The 21,173-nt window shown below is 42.5% G+C and carries 19 protein-coding genes; 13 read left to right on the top strand and 6 right to left on the bottom strand.

Translation table 11 applies throughout. From position 1 onward, the window contains the following. Nucleotides 1-60 precede the first annotated feature (60 nt). Both LPTSP_RS11140 and LPTSP_RS11145 read right to left on the bottom strand, forming a co-directional pair. Complete coding sequence (locus LPTSP_RS11140) at nt 61-573, bottom strand: methyltransferase family protein (protein ID WP_108928827.1); 513 nt, start codon at nt 571-573, stop codon at nt 61-63. Nucleotides 574-577: 4 nt separating this feature from the next. Further along, the gene (locus tag LPTSP_RS11145; RefSeq protein ID WP_108929881.1) at nt 578-2,491 is read right to left on the bottom strand and encodes a B12-binding domain-containing radical SAM protein; all 1,914 of its coding nucleotides are present in this window, start codon (nt 2,489-2,491) and stop codon (nt 578-580) included. Nucleotides 2,492-2,687: 196 nt separating this feature from the next. On the opposite strand from LPTSP_RS11145, the gene LPTSP_RS19050 reads away from it, so the two are divergent. Continuing rightward, nucleotides 2,688-4,307, top strand: a complete 1,620-nt coding sequence (locus tag LPTSP_RS19050) for a hypothetical protein (RefSeq protein ID WP_135354754.1) — start codon at nt 2,688-2,690, stop codon at nt 4,305-4,307. Nucleotides 4,308-4,379: 72 nt separating this feature from the next. On the opposite strand, the gene lep is transcribed toward LPTSP_RS19050, so the two are convergent. After that, the gene (gene lep, locus LPTSP_RS11155; RefSeq protein WP_108928829.1) at nt 4,380-4,757 is read right to left on the bottom strand and encodes a LipL41-expression chaperone Lep; all 378 of its coding nucleotides are present in this window, start codon (nt 4,755-4,757) and stop codon (nt 4,380-4,382) included. Further along, entirely contained in the window at nt 4,741-5,805 is a 1,065-nt protein-coding gene (locus LPTSP_RS11160) for a lipoprotein LipL41 (protein WP_108928830.1), read from the bottom strand. Before LPTSP_RS11160 ends, lep begins: the two co-directional genes overlap by 17 nt. A 305-nt stretch (nt 5,806-6,110) precedes the next feature. Between LPTSP_RS11160 and nadA the strand changes: the two genes are divergently transcribed. From nadA to LPTSP_RS11175, 3 genes are read left to right on the top strand one after another with little or no spacing between them, the layout of a single operon-like run. Next, the gene (gene nadA / locus LPTSP_RS11165) at nt 6,111-7,082 is read left to right on the top strand and encodes a quinolinate synthase NadA (protein WP_108928831.1); all 972 of its coding nucleotides are present in this window, start codon (nt 6,111-6,113) and stop codon (nt 7,080-7,082) included. 4 nt (nt 7,083-7,086) lie between these two features. Then, nucleotides 7,087-7,569 (top strand): 2-C-methyl-D-erythritol 2,4-cyclodiphosphate synthase, encoded by a 483-nt coding sequence (gene ispF, locus LPTSP_RS11170; RefSeq protein WP_108928832.1) that lies wholly within the window; start codon nt 7,087-7,089, stop codon nt 7,567-7,569. Next, a complete protein-coding gene (locus LPTSP_RS11175; RefSeq protein ID WP_108928833.1) occupies nt 7,542-8,033 on the top strand; it encodes a hypothetical protein in 492 nt (163 codons plus the stop codon). The genes ispF and LPTSP_RS11175 overlap by 28 nt, the downstream gene beginning before the upstream one ends. Here LPTSP_RS11175 and LPTSP_RS11180 read toward each other — a convergent pair. Beyond that, nucleotides 8,030-8,461 (bottom strand): GNAT family N-acetyltransferase, encoded by a 432-nt coding sequence (locus LPTSP_RS11180; RefSeq protein WP_108928834.1) that lies wholly within the window; start codon nt 8,459-8,461, stop codon nt 8,030-8,032. The two genes, LPTSP_RS11175 and LPTSP_RS11180, sit on opposite strands and share 4 nt — an antisense overlap. A gap of 94 nt (nt 8,462-8,555) precedes the next feature. Here LPTSP_RS11180 and LPTSP_RS11185 point away from each other — a divergent pair, with 94 nt between their 5' ends. The 9 genes from LPTSP_RS11185 to LPTSP_RS11225 all read left to right on the top strand — a co-directional run bounded on the left by LPTSP_RS11185 (nt 8,556) and on the right by LPTSP_RS11225 (nt 20,547). Next, on the top strand, nt 8,556-8,903 hold the full coding sequence (locus tag LPTSP_RS11185) for a DoxX family protein (RefSeq protein WP_108928835.1): 348 nt from the start codon (nt 8,556-8,558) through the stop codon (nt 8,901-8,903). A gap of 158 nt (nt 8,904-9,061) precedes the next feature. Then, nucleotides 9,062-9,922: a tetratricopeptide repeat protein gene (locus LPTSP_RS11190; protein WP_108928836.1), complete on the top strand. Its 861-nt coding sequence runs from the start codon at nt 9,062-9,064 to the stop codon at nt 9,920-9,922. Between the two features lie 14 nt (nt 9,923-9,936). Then, on the top strand, nt 9,937-10,893 hold the full coding sequence (locus LPTSP_RS11195) for a DNA-processing protein DprA (RefSeq protein WP_108929882.1): 957 nt from the start codon (nt 9,937-9,939) through the stop codon (nt 10,891-10,893). Between the two features lie 17 nt (nt 10,894-10,910). Then, a complete protein-coding gene (locus LPTSP_RS11200) occupies nt 10,911-12,401 on the top strand; it encodes an HTTM domain-containing protein (protein ID WP_108928837.1) in 1,491 nt (496 codons plus the stop codon). 575 nt (nt 12,402-12,976) lie between these two features. Continuing rightward, entirely contained in the window at nt 12,977-18,766 is a 5,790-nt protein-coding gene (locus tag LPTSP_RS11205; RefSeq protein ID WP_108928838.1) for a beta strand repeat-containing protein, read from the top strand. Beyond that, nucleotides 18,763-19,248, top strand: coding sequence for an LIC_10463 family lipoprotein (locus LPTSP_RS11210; RefSeq protein ID WP_108928839.1), 486 nt, complete (start codon nt 18,763-18,765; stop codon nt 19,246-19,248). Before LPTSP_RS11205 ends, LPTSP_RS11210 begins: the two co-directional genes overlap by 4 nt. Then, the gene (locus LPTSP_RS11215; RefSeq protein ID WP_108928840.1) at nt 19,235-19,615 is read left to right on the top strand and encodes a Bor/Iss family lipoprotein; all 381 of its coding nucleotides are present in this window, start codon (nt 19,235-19,237) and stop codon (nt 19,613-19,615) included. Before LPTSP_RS11210 ends, LPTSP_RS11215 begins: the two co-directional genes overlap by 14 nt. Then, nucleotides 19,603-19,917, top strand: a complete 315-nt coding sequence (locus tag LPTSP_RS11220; protein WP_108928841.1) for an LIC_10461 domain-containing protein — start codon at nt 19,603-19,605, stop codon at nt 19,915-19,917. Before LPTSP_RS11215 ends, LPTSP_RS11220 begins: the two co-directional genes overlap by 13 nt. Before the next feature lie 39 nt (nt 19,918-19,956). Next, complete coding sequence (locus LPTSP_RS11225) at nt 19,957-20,547, top strand: DUF2179 domain-containing protein (protein WP_108928842.1); 591 nt, start codon at nt 19,957-19,959, stop codon at nt 20,545-20,547. A gap of 27 nt (nt 20,548-20,574) precedes the next feature. On the opposite strand, the gene LPTSP_RS11230 is transcribed toward LPTSP_RS11225, so the two are convergent. Continuing rightward, the gene (locus LPTSP_RS11230; RefSeq protein ID WP_108928843.1) at nt 20,575-21,105 is read right to left on the bottom strand and encodes an SET domain-containing protein; all 531 of its coding nucleotides are present in this window, start codon (nt 21,103-21,105) and stop codon (nt 20,575-20,577) included. Nucleotides 21,106-21,173: the final 68 nt, after the last annotated feature.

Below are 21,173 nucleotides of genomic sequence, written 5' to 3' on the forward strand. Positions count from 1 at the left end.
TACTCGATTTATAATAAACCAATACTGCAGTTCAAAGATAGATTTTTTAAAAAAAGAAAGTCAACTTTTGGGAGTATAAGGTTTTAAACGAGGAATCCATCTAGGAACGTTCTGTTTGTAAATCGTATATTCCTGTCCGAATCGTAAAACCAACCTGGGTTCTTCGCTATATATAAAGTAGAGAGTATTGGCAGTAAAAAAGCACACGATGAGTATCAAATGATTATAAGAAAGAAATAAGAAGAATTCCCCGATCAGAATGAATAACACTCCGGTGATCATAGGATTTCTACAATATTTATAAGGTCCTGCTATGATCAATTTTTGGGTAGGTTGCCAAGGAGCGAGGGTACCTTCTCCCAATCTTTTGAATAAAGAAATCGTAATAAATAATAAAGAGAGCCCAAGACCTATAAATCCGAAACATAGGATCGGTAAGATCCAATTATTAAAAATAAATATCTGAGGAGAATGAAAGAACAAAGCCGGTAGAATGATCGTAACAGTAAACGGAAGTAAAAAAATATCTCGAAGGTGGGCCCAATTGGACGGAGTTTGGTTCTGCTTTGTCATAATTTCATTTCTCGGAATAGCCTAAAACTTCCCAACACCAACGTTTTTCTAAAACTCTGTCGGCGAACGTAACAGATTCAGGATCTGCATTTTCTTTTAGGATTTTCCAAGCTGAACGATTTTCATTTTTGGAAATGATCCTGGCTCCCGGAAATTCTCCGCCGAGTTCTTCGGATTTTTGCACTGCTTCTTCCCATTCCATTTCTTGGAAAACAGGGATGTATTCTTTGATCTCGGAAACCCATTCTAATGGAAAAGAAACGCCATGAGGAAGAACAAGAACGATCCTATGTAGCATATTCTCCCCTCTATGAGCGAGTGTTCGAGAAAGATAAGATGCCGGGACCTTGGAAAATTCTTCCATAATCTCGGTGATCAATTCAGGATCAAAACTGGACTTAGGATATAAAACGAGATCCGTGACCGTAAAAGGATCCTTAGTGAATCTATAATTCAATCTATCAAAGAATTCTTTTTTAGATTTTTCTAAATTATCCCCTCTCCACCAGATGGAAACATGTCTGGCACCCGAAATGGAAAAATCTTCTAACCCGAACTTTTCGGTTAGCCCTGGAGAAAAAGAGAATATATCGGAAACTCTAGGGTCAGGATCGGATAATAAACTGCGAGGAGTTTCGTCTAACCTTCTATCCAATCTATCTTCTGAACGGAATAATGTGGAGCTAAGCGCTTCCGGACTAAAATTAGGAGTTCGGATCACTCTATAAGGAGGTTTGGGAAGATATACCAATCCTTCGGACTCAGCATCTTTTCTCATCGCAGTTCCGGGTAGAATGGACAATGGAAATACCTGGACCCATTCCCCTAACCCATGTCCGTAAAAGAATTCTATTCCTTCCATAACGTCGTCCGGAGTATCTCCAGGAAGTCCGATGATCAGATCCAATAATAGCTCGATCCCTCGATCAGCCAGCATTCTAGCAGCTTCAGCTACTTTTTCTGGACTTCCAAAACGTTTTACACGCTTTAAGGTTTCCTTATTGATGGATTGCATCCCTAACTCAATTCGATTAAAACCGGCTAACGCGAGTTTATCTGCGATCTTTTCCGTAATTCCTTCGGATCTCAATTCTCCAAACATTGTCATAGCTCTGTCCGAATTTACATCTATGATCGCGTCTAAAAATTCTTCGAAGCCAGGTCTATGATTGAATGTCGGATCTAAGAATACCAACTCTTTGGCGCCCTTGTCTTTCAAACTGGAAAGAAGTTTGATCGTCTCGGGTATATCTAAAGTTCTTAATACATTGCTACTCTTAGGATAAAAACAATAAGTGCATTGGGATCTACATCCTCTTACGGTTTCCAAATAAGTAGATCTTGCGGGATCCACAGGCACAAACCCTTGCAGATAAGGAGAAGGATAACTCGTAAGTGGAAAGGAAGCACTCTCCTCTCTGGAAAACATTCCCATCTTTCCATCCAATTCTCTAACTGCAATATTTGGTAATCTCCTAGGATCTTCCTTTTTAAGAAGAGTCTCCATAAGGGCAGAGAATGTATGCTCTGCTTCGCCGGAGACTGCAATATCGTAACCTGTTTCGGAGAGAACAAACGGATTGTCCGGATTTACTTCTGGTCCTCCGATCAAAATTTTAGTGGATGGCGATCTGCGTTTTACTTCTTTTGCGAGATGTAGACTTCTTTCAGTATTCCAAAGATAAAGGGAAAAGCCCAAAAACTCAGGTTCATCTTTTGCGATCCTATCTGCAAGTTGGCTATCCCCTTCTTTATCAGTGATATCAGGATCCAGAACTTCTAGCTCCAGACCTTTTTTCTCCAAGCCATTCTCTCGAGCAGAAACAGCCAAACATCCCGCAGCCAAGGGAACGTTTCCCGTAGCGGCAAAGGCAGTAGGAGGAGGAACAGGTAGTTGGACTAGCTTTAATTTTGCCATGGAAGAAGCCTTCACTACAAAACTTTAGACTTCTCCGGTTTCTACAATCCGGAAAAATGAATAAAACTACCCATTCGAGCGATATACAAAGCCTCCAATCTATGGTTATATATGTCTCCGATCTGTTATTTCTCAGAAAATAAATAATTTATTTCCTCATCGACGTGTCGGCTTCGCTTAAACTCAAGGAGTGTCTATGCGTTCACGCATCATCAGCACAGTTTTATTGGTACTAATTCTTTCGCCTATTATTGGGAATTGTAATCCTCACGAACATCATGGAGAAAAAGAAGTCTCTTTTCTTTCTGGGCTTTTGTCCTCGATTCAAAATTCGAGTTCAACTTCTAGTAATTCTGTAAGCGCGCAGTATGTGATTGCAGGTCTGTCTACACAATCGAATTGGGCTTGGTGCCATAAATGCAACGGACTTTTTTATTTTGGCCCTGGACAACCGCCCAATAGTATCTGTCCCAGGGATGGCGGACTCCATGAAGCGATAGGAAGCGCAAACTATCAGCTTCCCTATCTTAGTAACGGGCAACCCACTCCATCCGGATTCCAAGACCATTGGCATTGGTGTAAGAATTGCCAGGCAATGTGGTTCGATGTTCCAGGTGCTCCGAATGTATGCCCGAGAGGAGGAGCTCACGATTCTACAGGAAGCGGTTCGTATGTTCTTCGTATTACTTCTACTTCTCCAAGCACACAGCAAGATGGATGGAGATGGTGCAGCCAATGTGGAGTTCTTCATTACGGACCTTTAGTTTCTCAGAGCATGTGCCCTGCGACTCACGGAAATCATAGTACTGCAGGAAGTGGGAATTACTACGTCGATTTCCAACCCAATCAAGTGATCCCGATGAATCAAATGGAATTAGCTCTTTCTGTCGAAAACGCTAGCGCAGGAGGAATTTCCGCCGGTGGACAAATTTTAGGACAATCCACGTATCCAGCACCACAGAGTCCGTTAGCATATTATTCTCAAAATACTGGTGTCCAAGCTGTAAAAATCGCAAATGCACCGGATCAAGGGCTTAGCTTTATGGCGTATTCGAGAGGGAATATAATTCGTTTTGCTTCCGCTCCAAGGAACCAAATTACCACAGGAAATCTTGCCATGACGGATTTAGCCTCGAGTAATATTACCTTCTCCACGTTTTCTTCTTTCGGATTCGTTTATTTTAAGGGGAATTTTTATCTGAACTACTCGAGTCCCCAAGGCGGCCAGAGCCTTTATCGAAGCAGCGATTGTATCACTTGGACTTATGTATTCGGATACGGCGGGGCAGGAAGTTATAATTATTCTTTGTCGGCAGTCGTAACTGGCGCAGGATCAGCTGCGGAGAAAATCTGGGTTTCTTATGCGACTCCTTTACCGAATTACGGTGTTACGATCCGAACAAGTACAAACGGCTCTAATTGGACTAATAGTTATTACTATTACGATAACGGTTACTTATCTACCGCTCAACTTGCTGCATTATCAAATGGAGAAACGATCCTAGCCTTTTCGCGAGGCGGTGTAGGTAATGTTGCGTTACAATATGTGACATCTGCAAACGGAGTTTTTCCGAATAATACTGCCAACACATTTCCTTTCGGTCCTATCTCAAATACGAGCAGAGAAATTGATATTGTAAGTACGGGAACCAACGCAGATGTGTTTCTAACCTTCATTGGTTCCGGTTCCACAAACACAGCATATCTGAAACGGTATAATCTGCAAAACGGGACGGAATTACAATCTACCGCGTATACTGCCCCTTCAGGTGGAGTTTTACAGAAACCTTCGGTGAATTTAATTCCTGTATTTTAAGATTCGATTTGGCCCCGATAGTATCGGGGCCTATTTCATCTCATATAACATGATATCTATAAGTAAAAACTTTTAGCCTTCTTCGCTTTCTTCTGCTCTCTTAGGAGCTAATTTTTTACAATCCTGTAGATCGCCAAACTTCTCCTTTGAGAGTTCGCATTGTACTTGTAGTAAACTTTTATTTTCCACACAACTTCTGATGATCGCTTCGCTGGTCTCGGGTTTTAAGATCGATCTTAACATCAATGCTTGTACACCTTTTTCCATAGTTTCATCGTTTGCGATCAATTTGGAAATATGGATCTGAGCATCTGAACATTCTTCCAAATTCGGTTTCGTTCTGCTACAATCTGACAAGAAGAATGCAGCACATAAAAGAAAAGCGGACGTTAGCCGCCCGCTTTTCTTGAAACCGAAAGAAAGTTTTACTTTCTTACTTTTCAGTGTCATCAACGGCAGCAGCCGCTTCTACACGTTTACGAAGTTCTCTCACGTAGTTCTTGTCAGCTCCACTGAGTTTCATCGCTTCTTCATAAAGCTTGATTGCTTTTTCAAAGTCACCAGCTTGGAAGTAGTAAGTTCCTAGGTTTGTTTTTGCTCCCCAAGACTTTCCACCAGCTTTTTTATCTGCTTTTTCCCAGTTCTCTTTCGCTTTTTTGAAGCTAGGAGTTTCTCCGGTGATCTCTTGGTATCCGTCGTCAAGGTATCCTGCAACTTCAGGATCTTCGTCGTCTTTGAATACTTTGATATACTCGGTTTTAACTTTTGGAGAAAGTCTGTCTTTGATGTAAAGAGCAGCTTCGTCTAAAGCTTTTCCGAAAGAGTCAAGAACGGAAGGGCAATCCAGGTTACCTACTCCTGCGTCTACTTTTGCAGGGTTAGAAACTACAGCTTTTTTAACTTCTCCAGTTTCTACTTTAATTAAAGTAGCGTCTAGAGGAATAAGCATATAACGGATTCCAGTTTGTTTGCTAACAGGTCCGCTTCCGGTATCAACTTGCTTTCCGGTAGCCATAGAAGCGATTGCTCCACCTACTTTCAACGCAGCCGCGCCGTAATCTACCATCATCTCGCTTCCGCACTCGGTGTATGGTTTTTGATAGCCGATGTGAAGAATTGCCTCGGCGCCTAATTGGTTTCCGAGTTTAACACGACTTTTGGTGATTCCCGTAAGAGTCAAAGAAGCCTCGTTGATAGAGTCAGCTCTTTTGCTCAGGTCGATCAGTTTGTAATAAGTTTCCTTGTCGAAAGCTTCGAAGACTTTAGAAGGCATTTGATCGATAAAGCTGGAACCTGCTCCGAAAACGGTTTCCCAAAGACTTTTTTGGGGTTTTTCGACTGCTAAACCTACGTTGCGGATAGAGCCTAGGAATTTTTGAAGCTGGCGTCCCTCTTTTGATTTAGGAAAAACAGGGTATTCGACTTCAACTTTTTCGCCGCAGTTGGAAACCGAAAGTGCCAATGCTCCCGCGAGGAGCAGAGCAGAAATTTTTTTCATTGGGTTAATACCAATCCTTTATGGATGATTTTTAGGAATAACTTCGTATTGATCCCGGCATTTCTTTTTCTGTCAATTTATTTTAAAAACCTGCCCAAAAGGTCCAGGCCCCTGAGGCCCGAAACCGTGATTTATCTCATAACCTTTGTTTTGTTACCGGACTAGTCGAAAAGAATCGATTTCGATTATAAACACTTGCAAAACCTAGTTCTTTCGACAATTTTACATTTAGGTTGCCGGACTCCTAAATCTAGGAGTCGAAATTAAAAAAGAGATAGAACCGCCTAAACTAGCCGGGAGAGCCCATGAAAACCATAGAGGATATTCGAAAATCCCTGGAATCCACTTATATGGAACATGAGATAGAGGAAAAACTTCCTCTCATCCAGGAGATCAATCGTCTCAAAAAAGAAAAAAACGCAGTACTTTTAGGACATAATTATATGACTCCGGACGTTTTTCACGGAGTTTCGGACATACTCGGGGATTCACTCTATCTGAGTAAAGCGGCCGCTGAAACGGATGCTGACATTATTCTTTTTAACGGGGTCCATTTTATGGCGGAGACTGCAAAACTTATGTCTCCAGATAAGAAGGTACTCATTGCCGATCTGAAAGCAGGCTGTTCTCTAGCGGAAAGTATCACTAGAGAAGATGTTAAAAAACTAAAAAACCAATATCCTGGAGTCCCGGTAGTCACTTACGTAAACTGTACCGCAGAAGTTAAGGCAGAAACCGATATTTGCTGCACTTCTGCAAACGCAGTTCAGATCGTAAATTCTTTGGATTCAGATACGGTTATCTTTCTTCCTGACGAATACCTCGCCGGAAACGTGCAGAAACAAACCAACAAAAAGATCATCTCCTTTCCCGGACGTTGTATGGTACATGAGATGTACACTGCGGAGGATATACTTTCCGTTCGTAGACAATGGCCCGGGGTCACCGTCATCTCTCACCCTGAATGTAACACAGACGTGGTAGAAGTTTCCGATTTCGCCGGATCCACTTCTCAGATGTCCAAATTCATCCGTGATTCCGGAGCGAAAGATGTGTTCTTAGCTACAGAATGTTCTATGGGAGACAATCTCAGATCCGAGTTCCCCGATAGACAATTTGTTTCTTCTTGCAGGACCTGCCCTCACATGAAACGAATTACATTAGAAAAAATTAAAGATGCGCTTTTATACGAACAATTCGAGATCAAGTTAGATCCTGAGATAGTGGAAAAAGGAAGAATGGCTGTCCAAAGAATGTTGGATGTGAGTTATAAGTAACTTAATGTATAGAATAGGGCAAGGACTAGACTTTCATAGATTAGAGACAAACGAGGCCCGCCCTTTAATTCTGGGCGGAGCGATCATCGATTCGGAATATGCATTGATCGGTCATTCGGATGCTGATATCGTAATACATGCGTTAGCCGACGCGATCTTGGGAGCCATGGGACTGGGAGATATAGGACAATATTTTCCGGACACTGACCCTTCTCTCAAAAATATGGACTCTAAATTGATCTTGCAAAAAACTTTGGATCTTGCTAAAGAGAAAAATTTCAGTCTGGTGAATATTGACTGCACTTTGATCGGAGAAAGGCCTAAAATTTCTCCACATAGAATTAAAATACAATCCTCTCTTTCTAATTTGTTAGGACTTGCCGAGGATTGTGTTTCAGTGAAAGCGACTACTACCGAAAAAATGGGAGCCTTGGGCAGAACCGAAGGATTGGGCGCAAGTTGCGTGGTACTTTTGCAGAAAAACTAAAACCTTCTCATAAAATCGCGATCAAATCGGCCGCAATTTTATCCGTATTTATTACGATATTCTTATATATTCTAAAAAGACCTTATTTGGAAACTTCTTCTTATTTATTAAGAAGAGAAGCATTGGATGAACTACCGCTTGGCAGTTCTAAAAGAAGAGTAATGGATTATATCAAAAAGAAAAAACTGGACCTGGTAGGTTTTCATCAGGGAAAATTTCCGGACGATCCTGAATATGTTTCAGATATCATGGTATTCAACAAAAAAGGAACAGTCCAATCCAACGCATTTCATTGGATCCAGACGGAGAACAATTATACCGAGGTTGATCTAGGAATGTATGTGAATCTGAAAGAATTCAGATTTTGGAAAAAACCTTTTCCATTGAGAGTGAGATTGTATTTTTTATTTTCCAATCAAGAATTAGTACAGATCAGAGTGATCAAAAAGTCGTTTCCCTTTTAGCGGAACTTCTCCATTAGGATCGCATCCTCTCCCGGGCCGTAATAAGATTTCCTCCTTCCGGATTCCAAAAAACCTAATTTAGAATATAAGGAAATAGCAGAAGAATTCAAATTAGAAACTTCTAAAATAACCTTCGGGAACAGATTACAAAGAGTTCTTAGAATGGATTCTGCTTCTCCTTTTTTTCGTCTTTCAGGCAGAATGCCTATCCGTAATAATTCCGAGAAATCGTTTAGGTCCATATAAAACACATAGCCTACATCTTCTTTGATCCAAGCGGGATGATTTTCGATGTGACTTTGGATGGAATAATTGGACCAAGACGAATTTCCAAAAACTGTTTTTTCCATTTGGATCAGGATTTGTAAATCCTCAAGACCGACTAATCTCCAACCTTGCGGAAGATCGTTTTTTTTTCCGGGATCCAATCCATTTTCTCCTTGCGTGAGGGGGAATCATACATACTAATTAACGGTCGCTTTGCGAAAGCAATTTTCGATCAAACTCGAGGAGAAAATTTTTATGCAAACAATCGGGAAATATGTATACGCTGTCCCGTTCCTACTTTTTGGGATCAATCATTTTGTAGCCGGAAGCCAAATGGCCGGAATGGTTCCTGTTCCAGGAGGAGTGATTTGGATCTATGTAACTGGAGCCGCCATGATCGCAGCCTCTGTCAGTATTTTTATAAATAAAAAAACCAAACTCGCGATGATCCTATTGGCTGTACTTTTAGGAATTTATATTGCTCTTCTACACTTGCCGGGAGCAATCAAAGGAGATATGTCTTCTATTATCAATACCTTAAAAGACCTAGGCCTTTTGGGTGGAGCATTGGTGATCTCTAGCATTTCCAGAGACAACGCTTAATTTAAAAAGGGAGAAGGTATAGAATCCTTCTCCCTTTTCCTCTTAGATCTTTCATTTTTCCTTCCAAAAAAATTCCCTTTTCAGGATTTTCCGTGGACCATCTGTCCACATCTCGGACATGGTATTTCAAATACGATTTCTTCCCGAGGTGGAATCAAATGAGGATTACTTTCCTTCTCATTCTTCTTTTTGTATTTCTGATTTCCGATTGTAAGAACCTAAGTAAATTTTCCGGGAAAAATACAAAACCTCCTACAGTCGAGGATCTAGAAGCCTGGAAACGCCGTTTGAATATGGATGAATCCGAGATCATCGAATTAGAAAAGAAGATCCGGGAAATGGCTTCCAAAACCAGATCCGCAGGCGCTCTTAGTTGGAAGATCGCCCAAGGATATATGAAGATCGGCGATTACGATCTAGCATCCAAATATTATAATAAAGCAATCCAAGAAGAAGGTTCCGGAAAAACAGAAGTGATCGGCGCCGATGTTCATTTTTTTGAGTCTTCTCTTCCATATTTCGATAAAGCGCAACTTCTCATGCCTGTGGACCAACAGCTTCTTTTTGAAACCGCTTTATCCTATGCAAACGCTTCCAAAGACAGAGGCTGGGAACCTAAAAGAAGACAGATCGCTATTGAAATTTTCCTATCTCTTTCCAGACAAGATACGAGAGATTCCAGATTTCCTTACCAATTGGCTTTGATCTATTTTGACTCTTCCATGGCGGATTCTTCTTGGGAAGGGATCAATGCAGGCTTCCAAGACCAGGAGAAGGCGTTCACACTTTTGGATTCTATCTTAAAAAAAGAACCTCGCAATGTTCCTGTGCTATTCGCAAAAGGAAATTTTTTATACAGATTCGGCAAGGCGCAAGAAGCGAAAGAGATCTATTTACATTTGAAGAATACGATAGAAGGCCTTAAAAAGGACGGCTTCATTAAAGAAGATCTGCAAGAAAACGAATCTTATAAAAACGTAATAAATAATCTTAAAAAAATGGAATCCTCTGAGAATTAATGCGAGGATCCAGTATGGATTTTCTTTCACTCTCTTCTCCAAGCCTGTACCGGATCCTAACCAGGTCCAGATTCCTATCCCAGAGCCTCTCCAAATGGGAGGTTCTGGAAAAACTGAAAGAAATACTTCCGAAAGATTTAAAAGAAAAAGCGAAGCTAGATTCTAAACATTATTCATCTTCCTTGAAAAAGTTGGGAGCGGAAATCGTTTCTTATTTTGATCCGGAATATCCGGATCTCCTAAAAGAAATTTATGATCCTCCGCCCAATTTATTCTGCTTCGGCAATATCTCGCTTTTAAAACTTTCCTATTTGGCGGTTGTAGGAACAAGAAAGGTTTCTCCAATCACATTAAATTACTCTAAACTAATTCCGGATTTCGTGCAATCTCTCGGATTAGACGGCGTTATTTCCGGTTTAGCCTTAGGAGTGGATGCATCAGCCATGTCCCAGGCACTGGATAGAGAAATTCCTGTAATAGGAGTTATGGGAACAGGCCCGGAAAAAGAATATCCTCACGAAAATAGGATTTTATATAAAAGAATGAAATCTTCCGGAAATGGTTTAGTGATCACGGAATGCCCTCCCGGTTTTGAAGTGAGAAAATATGCATTCCCGAAAAGAAATAGGATCATTACCGGGATCTCACCTTCTCTCTTAGTGATGGAGGCTCCTGCAAAAAGTGGAGCATTGTCTTCTGCATCAAATGCGATCTCTCAGGATCGAGATGTTTTTGTTTTTGATCATCCTTTACAAACCCAGAACCAAGGTGGGAAAAAATTACTCTTCGAAGGCGCTACTCCCGTTTCGTTTGATAATTGTCACAAAGAAGGAGAGAAGATTTTTCATTTAGAAGAAATTCTTCCGTCCAACTTCGAAGAAGTCCCTGGAATGCTTGCTCGATTGGGAAAAAACAAATTGAATGGTAATTGGATCGATCTAGGAAACGGTTTCATTCGATCCGTTCAATAAATAAAAAGGAATCAAACTTGTCTCTTTGGAATCGGTATAAGTCCGAACTATCCGAACAATCTCCCGCTTGGTCCTTAGGATTTTTTAGATTCGGGTTCGGTATTCTTTTATTTTTCATCTCGGCGCGTTATCTTCAGTATGGTTGGGTCCAAAAATATTTTATAGAGCCTGGTTTTCATTTCAAACATTTCGGATTTTCATGGATAGGCGTACTCCCTGGGCCTTTATTATATTCTGTTTTCATTATATTATGTATCGCTGCATTATTCATTTCTCTGGGAGTATTGTATAGGACTTCGGTTCTGGTTTATTGGTTGGGATTTTCATATTTTAATCTTCTAGACGTTTCTACTTATCTTAATCATTATTATCTGGTTTTTCTGTTACTCTTTCTTTTATTTTGGATCCCAGCGGATCGTTGTTTTTCCTTATCTCATTTTTTAGAAGCATATCGGAACGGTAGATGGAGCAGTCCCAAGATCCCGAATTGGTCTTTATGGATCCTGAGATTCCAATTAGGTTGTGTTTATTTTTTCGGGGGATTGGCAAAATTAGTTCCGGACTGGCTGTTTTCTGCACAACCTCTTAGGATTTGGTTGGTGCGAAACACGGACTTCCCGGTAATCGGAGGATTTTTTTCCTATCCGATCGCAGGTTATGTTTTCAGTTATGCAGGATTATTTTTCGATCTATTTGTTCCATTCTGTCTTCTGAAAAGAAATCTGAGGCCATGGGCTTACAGTTCTGTTCTGATCTTTCATATTCTCACCTGGAAACTTTTTCCGATCGGTATGTTTCCTTGGATCATGATCTTCTCCGCTTTACTATTCTTTCCTCCGGATTGGCCGATTAAAGCCAGGGGATTTTTAAAAAAAAGAGGGATTTTTCCGTATGGAGAACTGAGAAACTTATTCAAAACCGTTTGGAATAAGTTACCGGTCACTTTCCGTTTTCTTTCCGCAAAAATTTTGTTAATACTCTTAGATACTTTAGAAAAACCGAATGCATGGGGAAGAAGTCTCGAAACAAAACTTCGGGAATTTTCCTCTAGTTCCGTCTCCAGATACGGGGTTTGGGTAGTTTCCTTATATGTTTTGATCCAGATATTCTTTCCTCTCAGGCATTTTTTATATCCTGGAAACCATTTATGGACGGAGCAGGGTTTTCGATTCGCATGGCATATCATGCTGATCCAGAAGAATGGGATCGCAAGTTTCCAGCTGGTCAATTCGCGAACCGGAGAGATCCAATATGTTTTACCGGAATCTTATCTGAATGAAGTCCAAAAAACAATGATGAGCACCCAACCGGATCTGATCCTTCAATTCGCTCATTTCTTGGGAGAAAAGGAAAAGAAAAGGACTGGTGATGATATTGCGGTCTTTGCGGAAGTAAGAGTCTCCTTAAACGGCAAAAAAAGCCTACCATTCATCGATCCGAATCGTGATTTAATGAAGGTGAAAGAAGATTTTTTCCACAAGGATTGGATCCTTCCCGACTCTAAATAATACCGGAGATGCTCCGGTTCATTTTTTTTAAGCACTTGCGACATCCTAAGATGGAAATAATTTCGATCAATAGAGACATAACTGAGTAGTTTCATAAAAAATACACGTTAGTCTCTTATTCATAGAACAAGATCTTCCTTACTACCCCAAGCCTGGAAAAACATTTCAGATCCATATATGTTAATTCGGGGTCAAAACACTACTTTACGAAGATGTAATTCGTTTGAATTACGAAATCCGTATTGTAATCATCCACTTACACACTTATTTTTGAATTATACTTTTTTAGGTACGTTGTTTTTTTGATTTTTAAGAGTAAACAATCTTAGAAGCAAATAGCAGTTATCTGGCTCCTGATAAAAACTTTGCCACTCAAGTGATGTTTTTATGAATTAAAACAGGTTCTGCAATTGGCCGAACTCAGATTCCCGATCTTTGGGACAAAGTAAGCATTTACTTACAAAACTAATCCCAACTAATTATTTTTTCTTGAAATAGTCGTTAGATATGTATCGTCCGATAGAATTAGGTCGATAGTGAAATGAATAGCGACTGTCGAACCGAAAGAGATATATATGAGCACCGGAATCAACCCCACCAAAAAATTCTACGCTGCACTTGCGTGCTCGTTTCTTCTTTTCCAAGGATGCGTTGCCTGGCCTTTACTAACGGGAGCTGTTGGGCTCGCGGCAGGAAAGAAAGGTGGTGGAGGGTTATTATTCCTTCCGGGTGGAGGAACTCCTACATTAAGTAGAGTAGAGATCTCTTCTCCAAATTCTAGTTTTGCAAAGACTACTAGTATGTCGTTGGTGGCGACTGCTGCATACTCTAACGGAACTCACAAAGACATTACTGCGGACGCTGTATGGAGCACCAGCGATTCCAGCATTATTTCTATTGCAGCAGGTGGACAGGCCACAGGTACGGGAGTGGGAACTGCAGATATCGGCATCACTTACGAAAGCAAGACTGCACAAATTTCTCTTTCGGTTACTTCGGCTCCTTTAAGCACTATTTCAATTTCTTGTGTAAACCAAACGGACAGTTTGCCTAAAGGGATTACTAGGCAATGTGCTTTAACCGGTAACTTTGCGGACGGATCTAACCAAGACTTAACTAACGATCCAAATACTACATGGAGCACAGGGAGTTCTGCAGTCGCTACTATCGATTCCGCAGGACTTGTGACTGGAGTAGATGCGGGAACTACTTCGATCCGAGCTTCGTATAATTCATTAAATGCAAATAATTTATCTTTAACTGTTAGTTCGGCTGCATTAGTTTCCATCGCAGTAACACCTACCAGCAAGTCACTGGCATTGGGTAAAAATCAACAGTACACTGCAACTGGAACTTATACGGACAATTCTAACCAAGATATTACGAACTCAGTAACTTGGAATTCTTCCGATACCGTGGTAGCGACTATAAGCAATACTGCAGGGTCCAGAGGGTTTTTATCTACAGAAGATATGGGAACTTCTACCATAACTGCTTCCTTAAATTCCATAAGCGGAAACACTGATGTAACAGTTACCGCTGCCGTATTAGAAAGTATTTCTATCACTCCGTCTAGCCCAAGCACTCCTAAGGGAAGAACCTTAAATCTAGTAGCTACTGGAATTTTCTCAGACGGGCATAATGAAACGATTACCGATCAAGTTACCTGGTCCAGTGAAGATGCTTCTATCGCGACTGTGGATAACGGTTCCGGATTTGAAGGTAGAGCTTCCGGTATCAATGTAGGAACAGTGGATATCACTGCTGAGATAGGCGGGATAGGTGAAACCGTATCCTTCTCCGTAACTGCTGCCGTTTTAGATTCCATCCAATTAACTGCAGATGATTCTTCCATCGCAAAAGGAACAAGCACTGCGATCTTAGCAACCGGGGTTTACTCAGACGGAACTTCTCAAAATATCACCGGTTCCGTTTCTTGGAGCAGCTCTCAGACTTCGGTCCTACAATTGGGAAGTTTAACTGCTACACCTAAAAAACAAGTGCACTCTCCAAATAGCGGATCTTTAGGAACTTCTACCATCACCGCAACTTCCGGAAGCATTAGCGGCACTGTGAACATCACTGTCACCGCTGCGAAATTAGTCTCCATTGCAGTAACTCCAACAAATCCAAGTGTAGCGAAAGGATTAACCAAAGACTTCACTGCGACCGGAACTTATACGGATAGTTCCACTCAGGATCTTACTACTTCAGTTACTTGGGCTTCTTCCGATACAAGCAAGGCTACGATCAGCAACGCTTCCGGAACAGAAGGTAAGGCTACGGGAGCCGCGGTCGGAACTTCGAATATCACCGCTACTTTAGGATCGATTACCTCTCCTTCTAGCACTCTGACTGTGACTGCAGCGGTTTTACAATCGATCACGATTACTCCTTCCAATCCGAGTGTTGCCAAAGGAAGATCCGAAAACCTAAGCGCGACCGGAACTTATTCGGATAATTCCACTCAGGATCTTACTACTTCAGTTACTTGGGCAAGCTCCAGTAATTCGACTGTGGGTGTAAGTAACGTAAACGGAACCAAAGGAAAGGCTATAGGCGTTTCTGTTGGAACTGCAACAATCACTGCAACCCTAGGCTCCGTATCCAACTCCATCACATTTACGGTAACTTCTGCTGTGCTGGATTCGATCGAAGTTCATATAACGGATTCTTCTATCGCCAAGGGAACTTCTACGCTTGCAGAAGCAACGGGAACCTATTCCGACGGAACCACTTCGGATATCACAGACCAAGTAGTTTGGGGTAGTTCTCAAACTTCTATCATTCAATTGGGAGTTTTAACTGCGGTACCTAAAAAGACCCTGACTTCTCCTAATAATGGTTCTTTAGGAATATCTAATATTTCCGCCACCTTAGGAAGTGTCAGTGGAAATGCGAACCTTACTGTGACCGCGGCCACTTTGGTTTCTATCCAAGTGGATCCTACGAATCCAAGTGTTGCAAAAGGACTTACTCAGAACTTTACTGCGACAGGAACTTATACCGATGCAAGCACCCAGGATCTCACAACTTCAGTAACTTGGACAAGCTCAAGTACTAGCAAGGCTACGATCAGTAATGCCGGAGGAAGTAACGGCCTTGCGACCACTCTTGCAACAGGAACCACAAATATCACTGCGACTTTGGGATCGGTAACTTCTCCTGCAAGCGTATTGACTGTGACCGCTGCGGCTCTTACAAGCATCACGATTGCTCCTTCTCCTACTTTAAGTATCGCGAAGGGACGCACTCAAAACTTCACTGCAACAGGACATTATACGGACAGTACCACTTCGGATCTGACTACTCAGGTTACTTGGAGTTCTTTCGACCAGACTAAGGCAACTGTTAGCAATACTTCCGGAACCAACGGTAAACTGACCGCTCTCCAAGAAGGAAGCACTCAGATTTCTGCAAGCTATAGTTCCGTAACCAGCACGGATACTGCGGTTACAGTAACAGCAGCAGCTCTGGACAGCATCTCCATCACTCCGACTAATTCGAGTTTGGCGAAAGGATATACAACTCCATTCACCGCAAACGGTGTGTATTCGGACGCTACTACATTGGATATCACGACTCAGGTGACCTGGGCTTCTTCCAATACTTCCTCCTCTACGATAAGCAATTCGAGCGGAAACGAAGGTGTGGCCACTGCAGTAGCAGTCGGAACAAGCACGATCTCTGCAACCTTGGGTTCTGTATCCTCTTCCACCAACTTTACTGTGACGGCCGCAGCATTGGTCTCTATCTCCGTATCTCCTACGAATAGTAACGTGTATACGACTCAAACTAAAGATTTCACTGCAACTGGAACTTACTCTGACTCAACTACTCAGAACCTGACAACTAGCGTTACCTGGGCTTCTTCCGATACGAGCAAGGCGACAATCAGCAATGCTTCCGGAACAGAAGGTAGAGCAACAGGTGTCGCAGCAGGCACAATCACAATCTCTGCGACCAGCGGTTCCGTGAGCGGAAATACTCAATTGACAGTAGTGTTCTTGGATATTACAGCTCCAACCGTATCTAACGTGGTTTCCTTGAGCCCAACTACTATAAGGGTGACCTTCTCCGAATCTGTAAACACCACACAAGCAACCACCGCTTCCAATTATAAATTGGCTCTAACCTCTGCGGTAAGCGGCTCTTGTTCGGATAATAGTAACTTCTCCTCTACTTCCAACATCTCAGTTTCTTCTGTAAGTGGAAGCGGGGCAATCTATACTCTTACCTTGGCTTCTTCTCAAACTTCCGGAACCAACTATACAGTGATCGTAAATAAGAGTGGTGTCCAAGATCTTTCAGTAAGTCCGAACAATTTGGGTTGCGCGAACTACGGAGACTTTGTTGGACAAGAACAGTTAAAAGTCAGTTCGGCTTCTTGCGCAAGCACCGGAACTGTGATCATCAACTTCTCCAAACCGATCAAGTCGGGAAACAACGTAAGCGGTTCCGCAGAATGTAGCAGCACTTCAGAATGTGCGAACAGGTATACATTTGTCGGAACAACAGACTTAGGCACTATCAATTCCGCTAAGATACTGGATGGTGTGATCTGCGGTGGAGCGACTGCCGATTCTGCAAAAGTTTGTGTGACTCATAGCTTATTACAAACCGGAGCTCAGTACACGATCATCGCCGCGAATAATGTGAATGGAGACGGATTCGATAATACTTCCTGGGGATCCATCCGTGATTCGGGAGATTCCGAAAATATCCAATCCTCTCCAAGAGACAGGGCTTCCTTCTTAGGTTGTGGAACTTCTCCTGTAAACTTTGGAGACGGTCCGATCTCCGTTGATCCGAACGGTTCTACATTCGGTTATTTGGCAGACTTTAATAATAAGATCTATACCGGACCAAACAACGTAGGTAACGGAGCATTACGTTTCGCTTACGATGGTTCTAATCCTGAATCGGTCCAGTTCTCCTTTGCAAAAGATACTACGGGTCAAAATTCCGACACTTCTAACGTTAGTTCTAACTCTGCAACGACCAGAGAGAACAGTATCGCAGTTCCACCTTACGTGACCTTAGGACACTCCGGTTGTACCCAAAACGATGCTACTCTTGCAAACGGTTGTGGTCCGGACAATGAAAGTGGCAGGGGAATTTTCACCACAGGATCCTTGGCAAGTAACCCTTATATCTTCATAGCAGCCGCAAGAACTGTTCCGAGTGGAGCGAACTATAACTTCGATTATATCTACTACTCGAACGATACTTCTACCAACCTGAATTACAAATACATTGATATGTCTACAATTACAGGAACTGTAACTGCAGGTACTTCTTCTATCAGCGTCTTGAACGATAGAGTATTCCCTGGTTTTGCAAAACCAAGTAATGATGGATCCGGAACCGGTGGAGGATTGAACGCTCCTGACTTCGGATATATCACATTTAATACCGCTGACACAGGGACAGGAAACTGTACTGCAGGTTCCAATTGTGACGCTTACGACGGTAGCAACGGTAGAAGGATACGTATCGATTATATGCCTTTCTTCGGAGGACCTTCTGCCGGAGGAAATGGAAGCATAAACAATAGCCCGAACTGGGGATATTATATCGGAGTGGATTCATCCATCGTATTCAAGGACAGGATTTACGCTGCGAACGGAGGCCTACACGCTGTAGGGCATAACGGTTCGATCATCCGCTCCAATTCCGCAAGCCCGACTACTGCTTGTTCCTCTAAGAATAATTGTGCGGACTGGACAGAAGTAGGACCAAGAACCAATACGAAATGGCATAATAGCACCACGAACAACTGGTTCTCCCTTGAACTTGCAAAATTTTACGATTTGATCCCTGCGGACAGAGCATTCGCTCAGTTTGCTGAGTTCAACGATAAGTTGTATGTGACTCGGACCATCTGTATCCAAGGAACTCAGGCTACCGGGATCCGCACAAGTCCGGGAACAGTGGCAGGATGTACCGACGGAACAGACACAAACCGCAGAGCTCAACTTTGGAAATGTGATCCTACCACCACTGGAGGTAGCACTGAATGTGATTCTGGAGATTGGAGCGTAGTAGGAGACGACGGAAACGGTATTACCAACTTCGGAGATTCTACTAATAAGACGATCACGATGGTGGCTAAGAACGGATCTTATCTCTATGTAGGATTCGATAATCCGAGCGGTATCCGTATCTATCGCACGAATACAACCAACCCTGGATCCGCTTCGAACGTATGGACCCAGGTTGCAAATGGAGGACTCACAGATTCCACCAACGTGCAACAGATCTTCTCTGCAGTTTCCGTAAATACTGGAGGGGTCTATTATCTCTACGTGAGTGTTGGAAAGAACAATACTCCTGTGAGAGTATACAGACAGCAGAACTTATGAAAAAGATCTTAAGCTTCTGTTCCGTATCCATCTTATTTTCTCTGGTCCTTCTCTATAATTGTAGGGAAGATCAGAGATACGAACCATTACGTTTCGAAAAAGTCACCAAAGCCGAAGCCTCCGCTTTCCAAGCACAGGTGGACGGGACCATTCTCACAGGTTCTTGGGAATATAGATTTAGGATCAAACAAGCCGACAGAGTTACCTTACTCATCGAAGTCTTAACGGATAAACCGGACCTGGGAGTTTCCTTGTCCAGAAAAGGGATCTTATTCGATTCTAAGATCAAATGTGGAAAAAAGATCAGCCAACTTTCTCCTTGCAAACTCGAAATCAACAATCCTGAAAAAGGAGATTATTCCTTGGTATTAAACCATCTTTCTTCCGATCCATCGGAAGTGCTTTCTTACAGAATATTCGCCGCTGTGCATGGCCCTGGCTATGCCTCGGTAATTTGGGAGGAAGAAGTTGCGCGCAGATAAAATTCTACCAATACTCGGGATCGTACTCCTAAGCTTAGGGTTCGGAGAATCTTGCAGACATGCAATGGTCCGATATCCCCAAAGTCCACCGGAAGCGTGCAGGATCTACCCTAGCTCCAGAGAATGTAAACGTGCTTTGGATCTAAGATCGGCACAGGGGGAAGAAGGTGGAGAAGTTCATAAGATCCAACATAGTTACTACTTCTTCGGGCTTTATCCAGGAAACCTGGTCTTAGACACTTCTAAGTATTGCGCGGATGGACCTAGATCAGTTCATCAGTACACCAGTTTTTGGAACGGACTTTGGGAACAGTTAACTCTTGCGATCTATTCGCCTCAGACAGTGGAGATAGAATGTTACAAATAATCAAAATTCTAATCTTGGTTCTGGTCCTCGGATTTTCTGCAGGTTGTCATACCACCACTCTCGTCCATAAAGGGGGAGATACTCCTTACGCATTGGCAAAAGAGACTCCAGGCCCGGATAAAAAAGCGAAACAAGGAAGTACAGTTTTCGGGATCTATCCTACCACCGCGCCAATGGAAGCAAGCTGCGATAGGAACCACCCTGAAGTGATTATCAAGACCGGCTTCGTGGACCTAGTCATTCATACACTGATCGGCCCCTTCTATACCACCAAAACTGTAGAAATATACTGCAAACCGTAAATTGCTGGCCAAGGCCTCAGGATCCGCCAGAATAATCGAATGCCTAACTGGGCCTTCGATTATCTAGTTTTACCCCTCGGAATTTATTTAGCCAGAATGACGGACGTGAGCATAGGCACAGTCCGGATCATTCTAATCTCCAGAGAAAGAAAGGTCCTAGCAGCCCTTCTTGGCTTTGTAGAAGTACTTCTCTGGCTCATCGTAATCACTCAGATTATGCGAAACCTAAGTAACGTATTCTGCTATATAGCATACGCAGGCGGATTTGCCACGGGCACTTTTCTCGGAATGGTGGTAGAAGAAAAACTGGCCTTAGGACATTCACTCATCCGTATCATCGTTCCGGAAAAAGGAGAAGAGATCGTCCAAAATCTGACCCAAGCAGGCTACCGTACCACTACATTGGAAGCTCAAGGGGCCAGAGGTCCGGTCAAAGTCATTCTATCCTTATTAAGAAGAAAGGACATCCCCATTGTGCTTGGAATACTGAAGAATACGGCGCCTGGGGCCTTTTATACGATAGAGAATGCTCGTAAGACAAGCGATCCGGAACTGTGGAAGACTTCCGGAGAAGAAGGAGAAAGTTTTGCCCGCATCCTATGGAGAAGGCAATCCAGGATCAGGAAATGATCCCGGATCTAGAAACAAAAAAGTCCCTTAGGCAGGGACTTTTACCAGGATCTTCTTAATTTCCTTATGCATGAAGGTAGGAAAGTTGAGACTATACTGAGGTAGTAAGAGTTTCCAATCGTCCTTACGGATGAATTTGCGGCAGCCAGTTGCCCCACAAGCACATTCGAAGGTCTGATCAAAGTTCACTACGAAGTTACCGTAGTCGATGGTAAGCTCTTCCCCAACTTCTATATCCCTTTTGGCTATAATATTGTCCGTTTGATCGTACCACATGTTCGGATCGCAGGAATGGTTCATAAAGTTGGAATGATTGATAACATATTCAGGTCCGGAAGGGCCGGTGACTAGGCCGAAGTCTACGTCATAGCCATATTTCATGAAGATTTCCTTTTCCTCTTCCGGAAGTTCATCAGCTTCCGAAACGGAGAGTACTTTCCATCCGAATTCCTCATCTTCGATCCATTCGCTATAGCTGAACAGTAATGTTCCCTTAGCAATTGGTTGAGAGGCGAAGATTCCGTTTTCCCCGAACTTGTTCGTGCGTCTTTCGATCATGCAAGATCAACCTGCTCTTCCCCATTAGGGGCAAAATTTTTATCAGTCAAGACCGAGATCGAAAAAAC

This window comes from Leptospira johnsonii (assembly GCF_003112675.1).
GTDB lineage: Bacteria > Spirochaetota > Leptospiria > Leptospirales > Leptospiraceae > Leptospira_B > Leptospira_B johnsonii.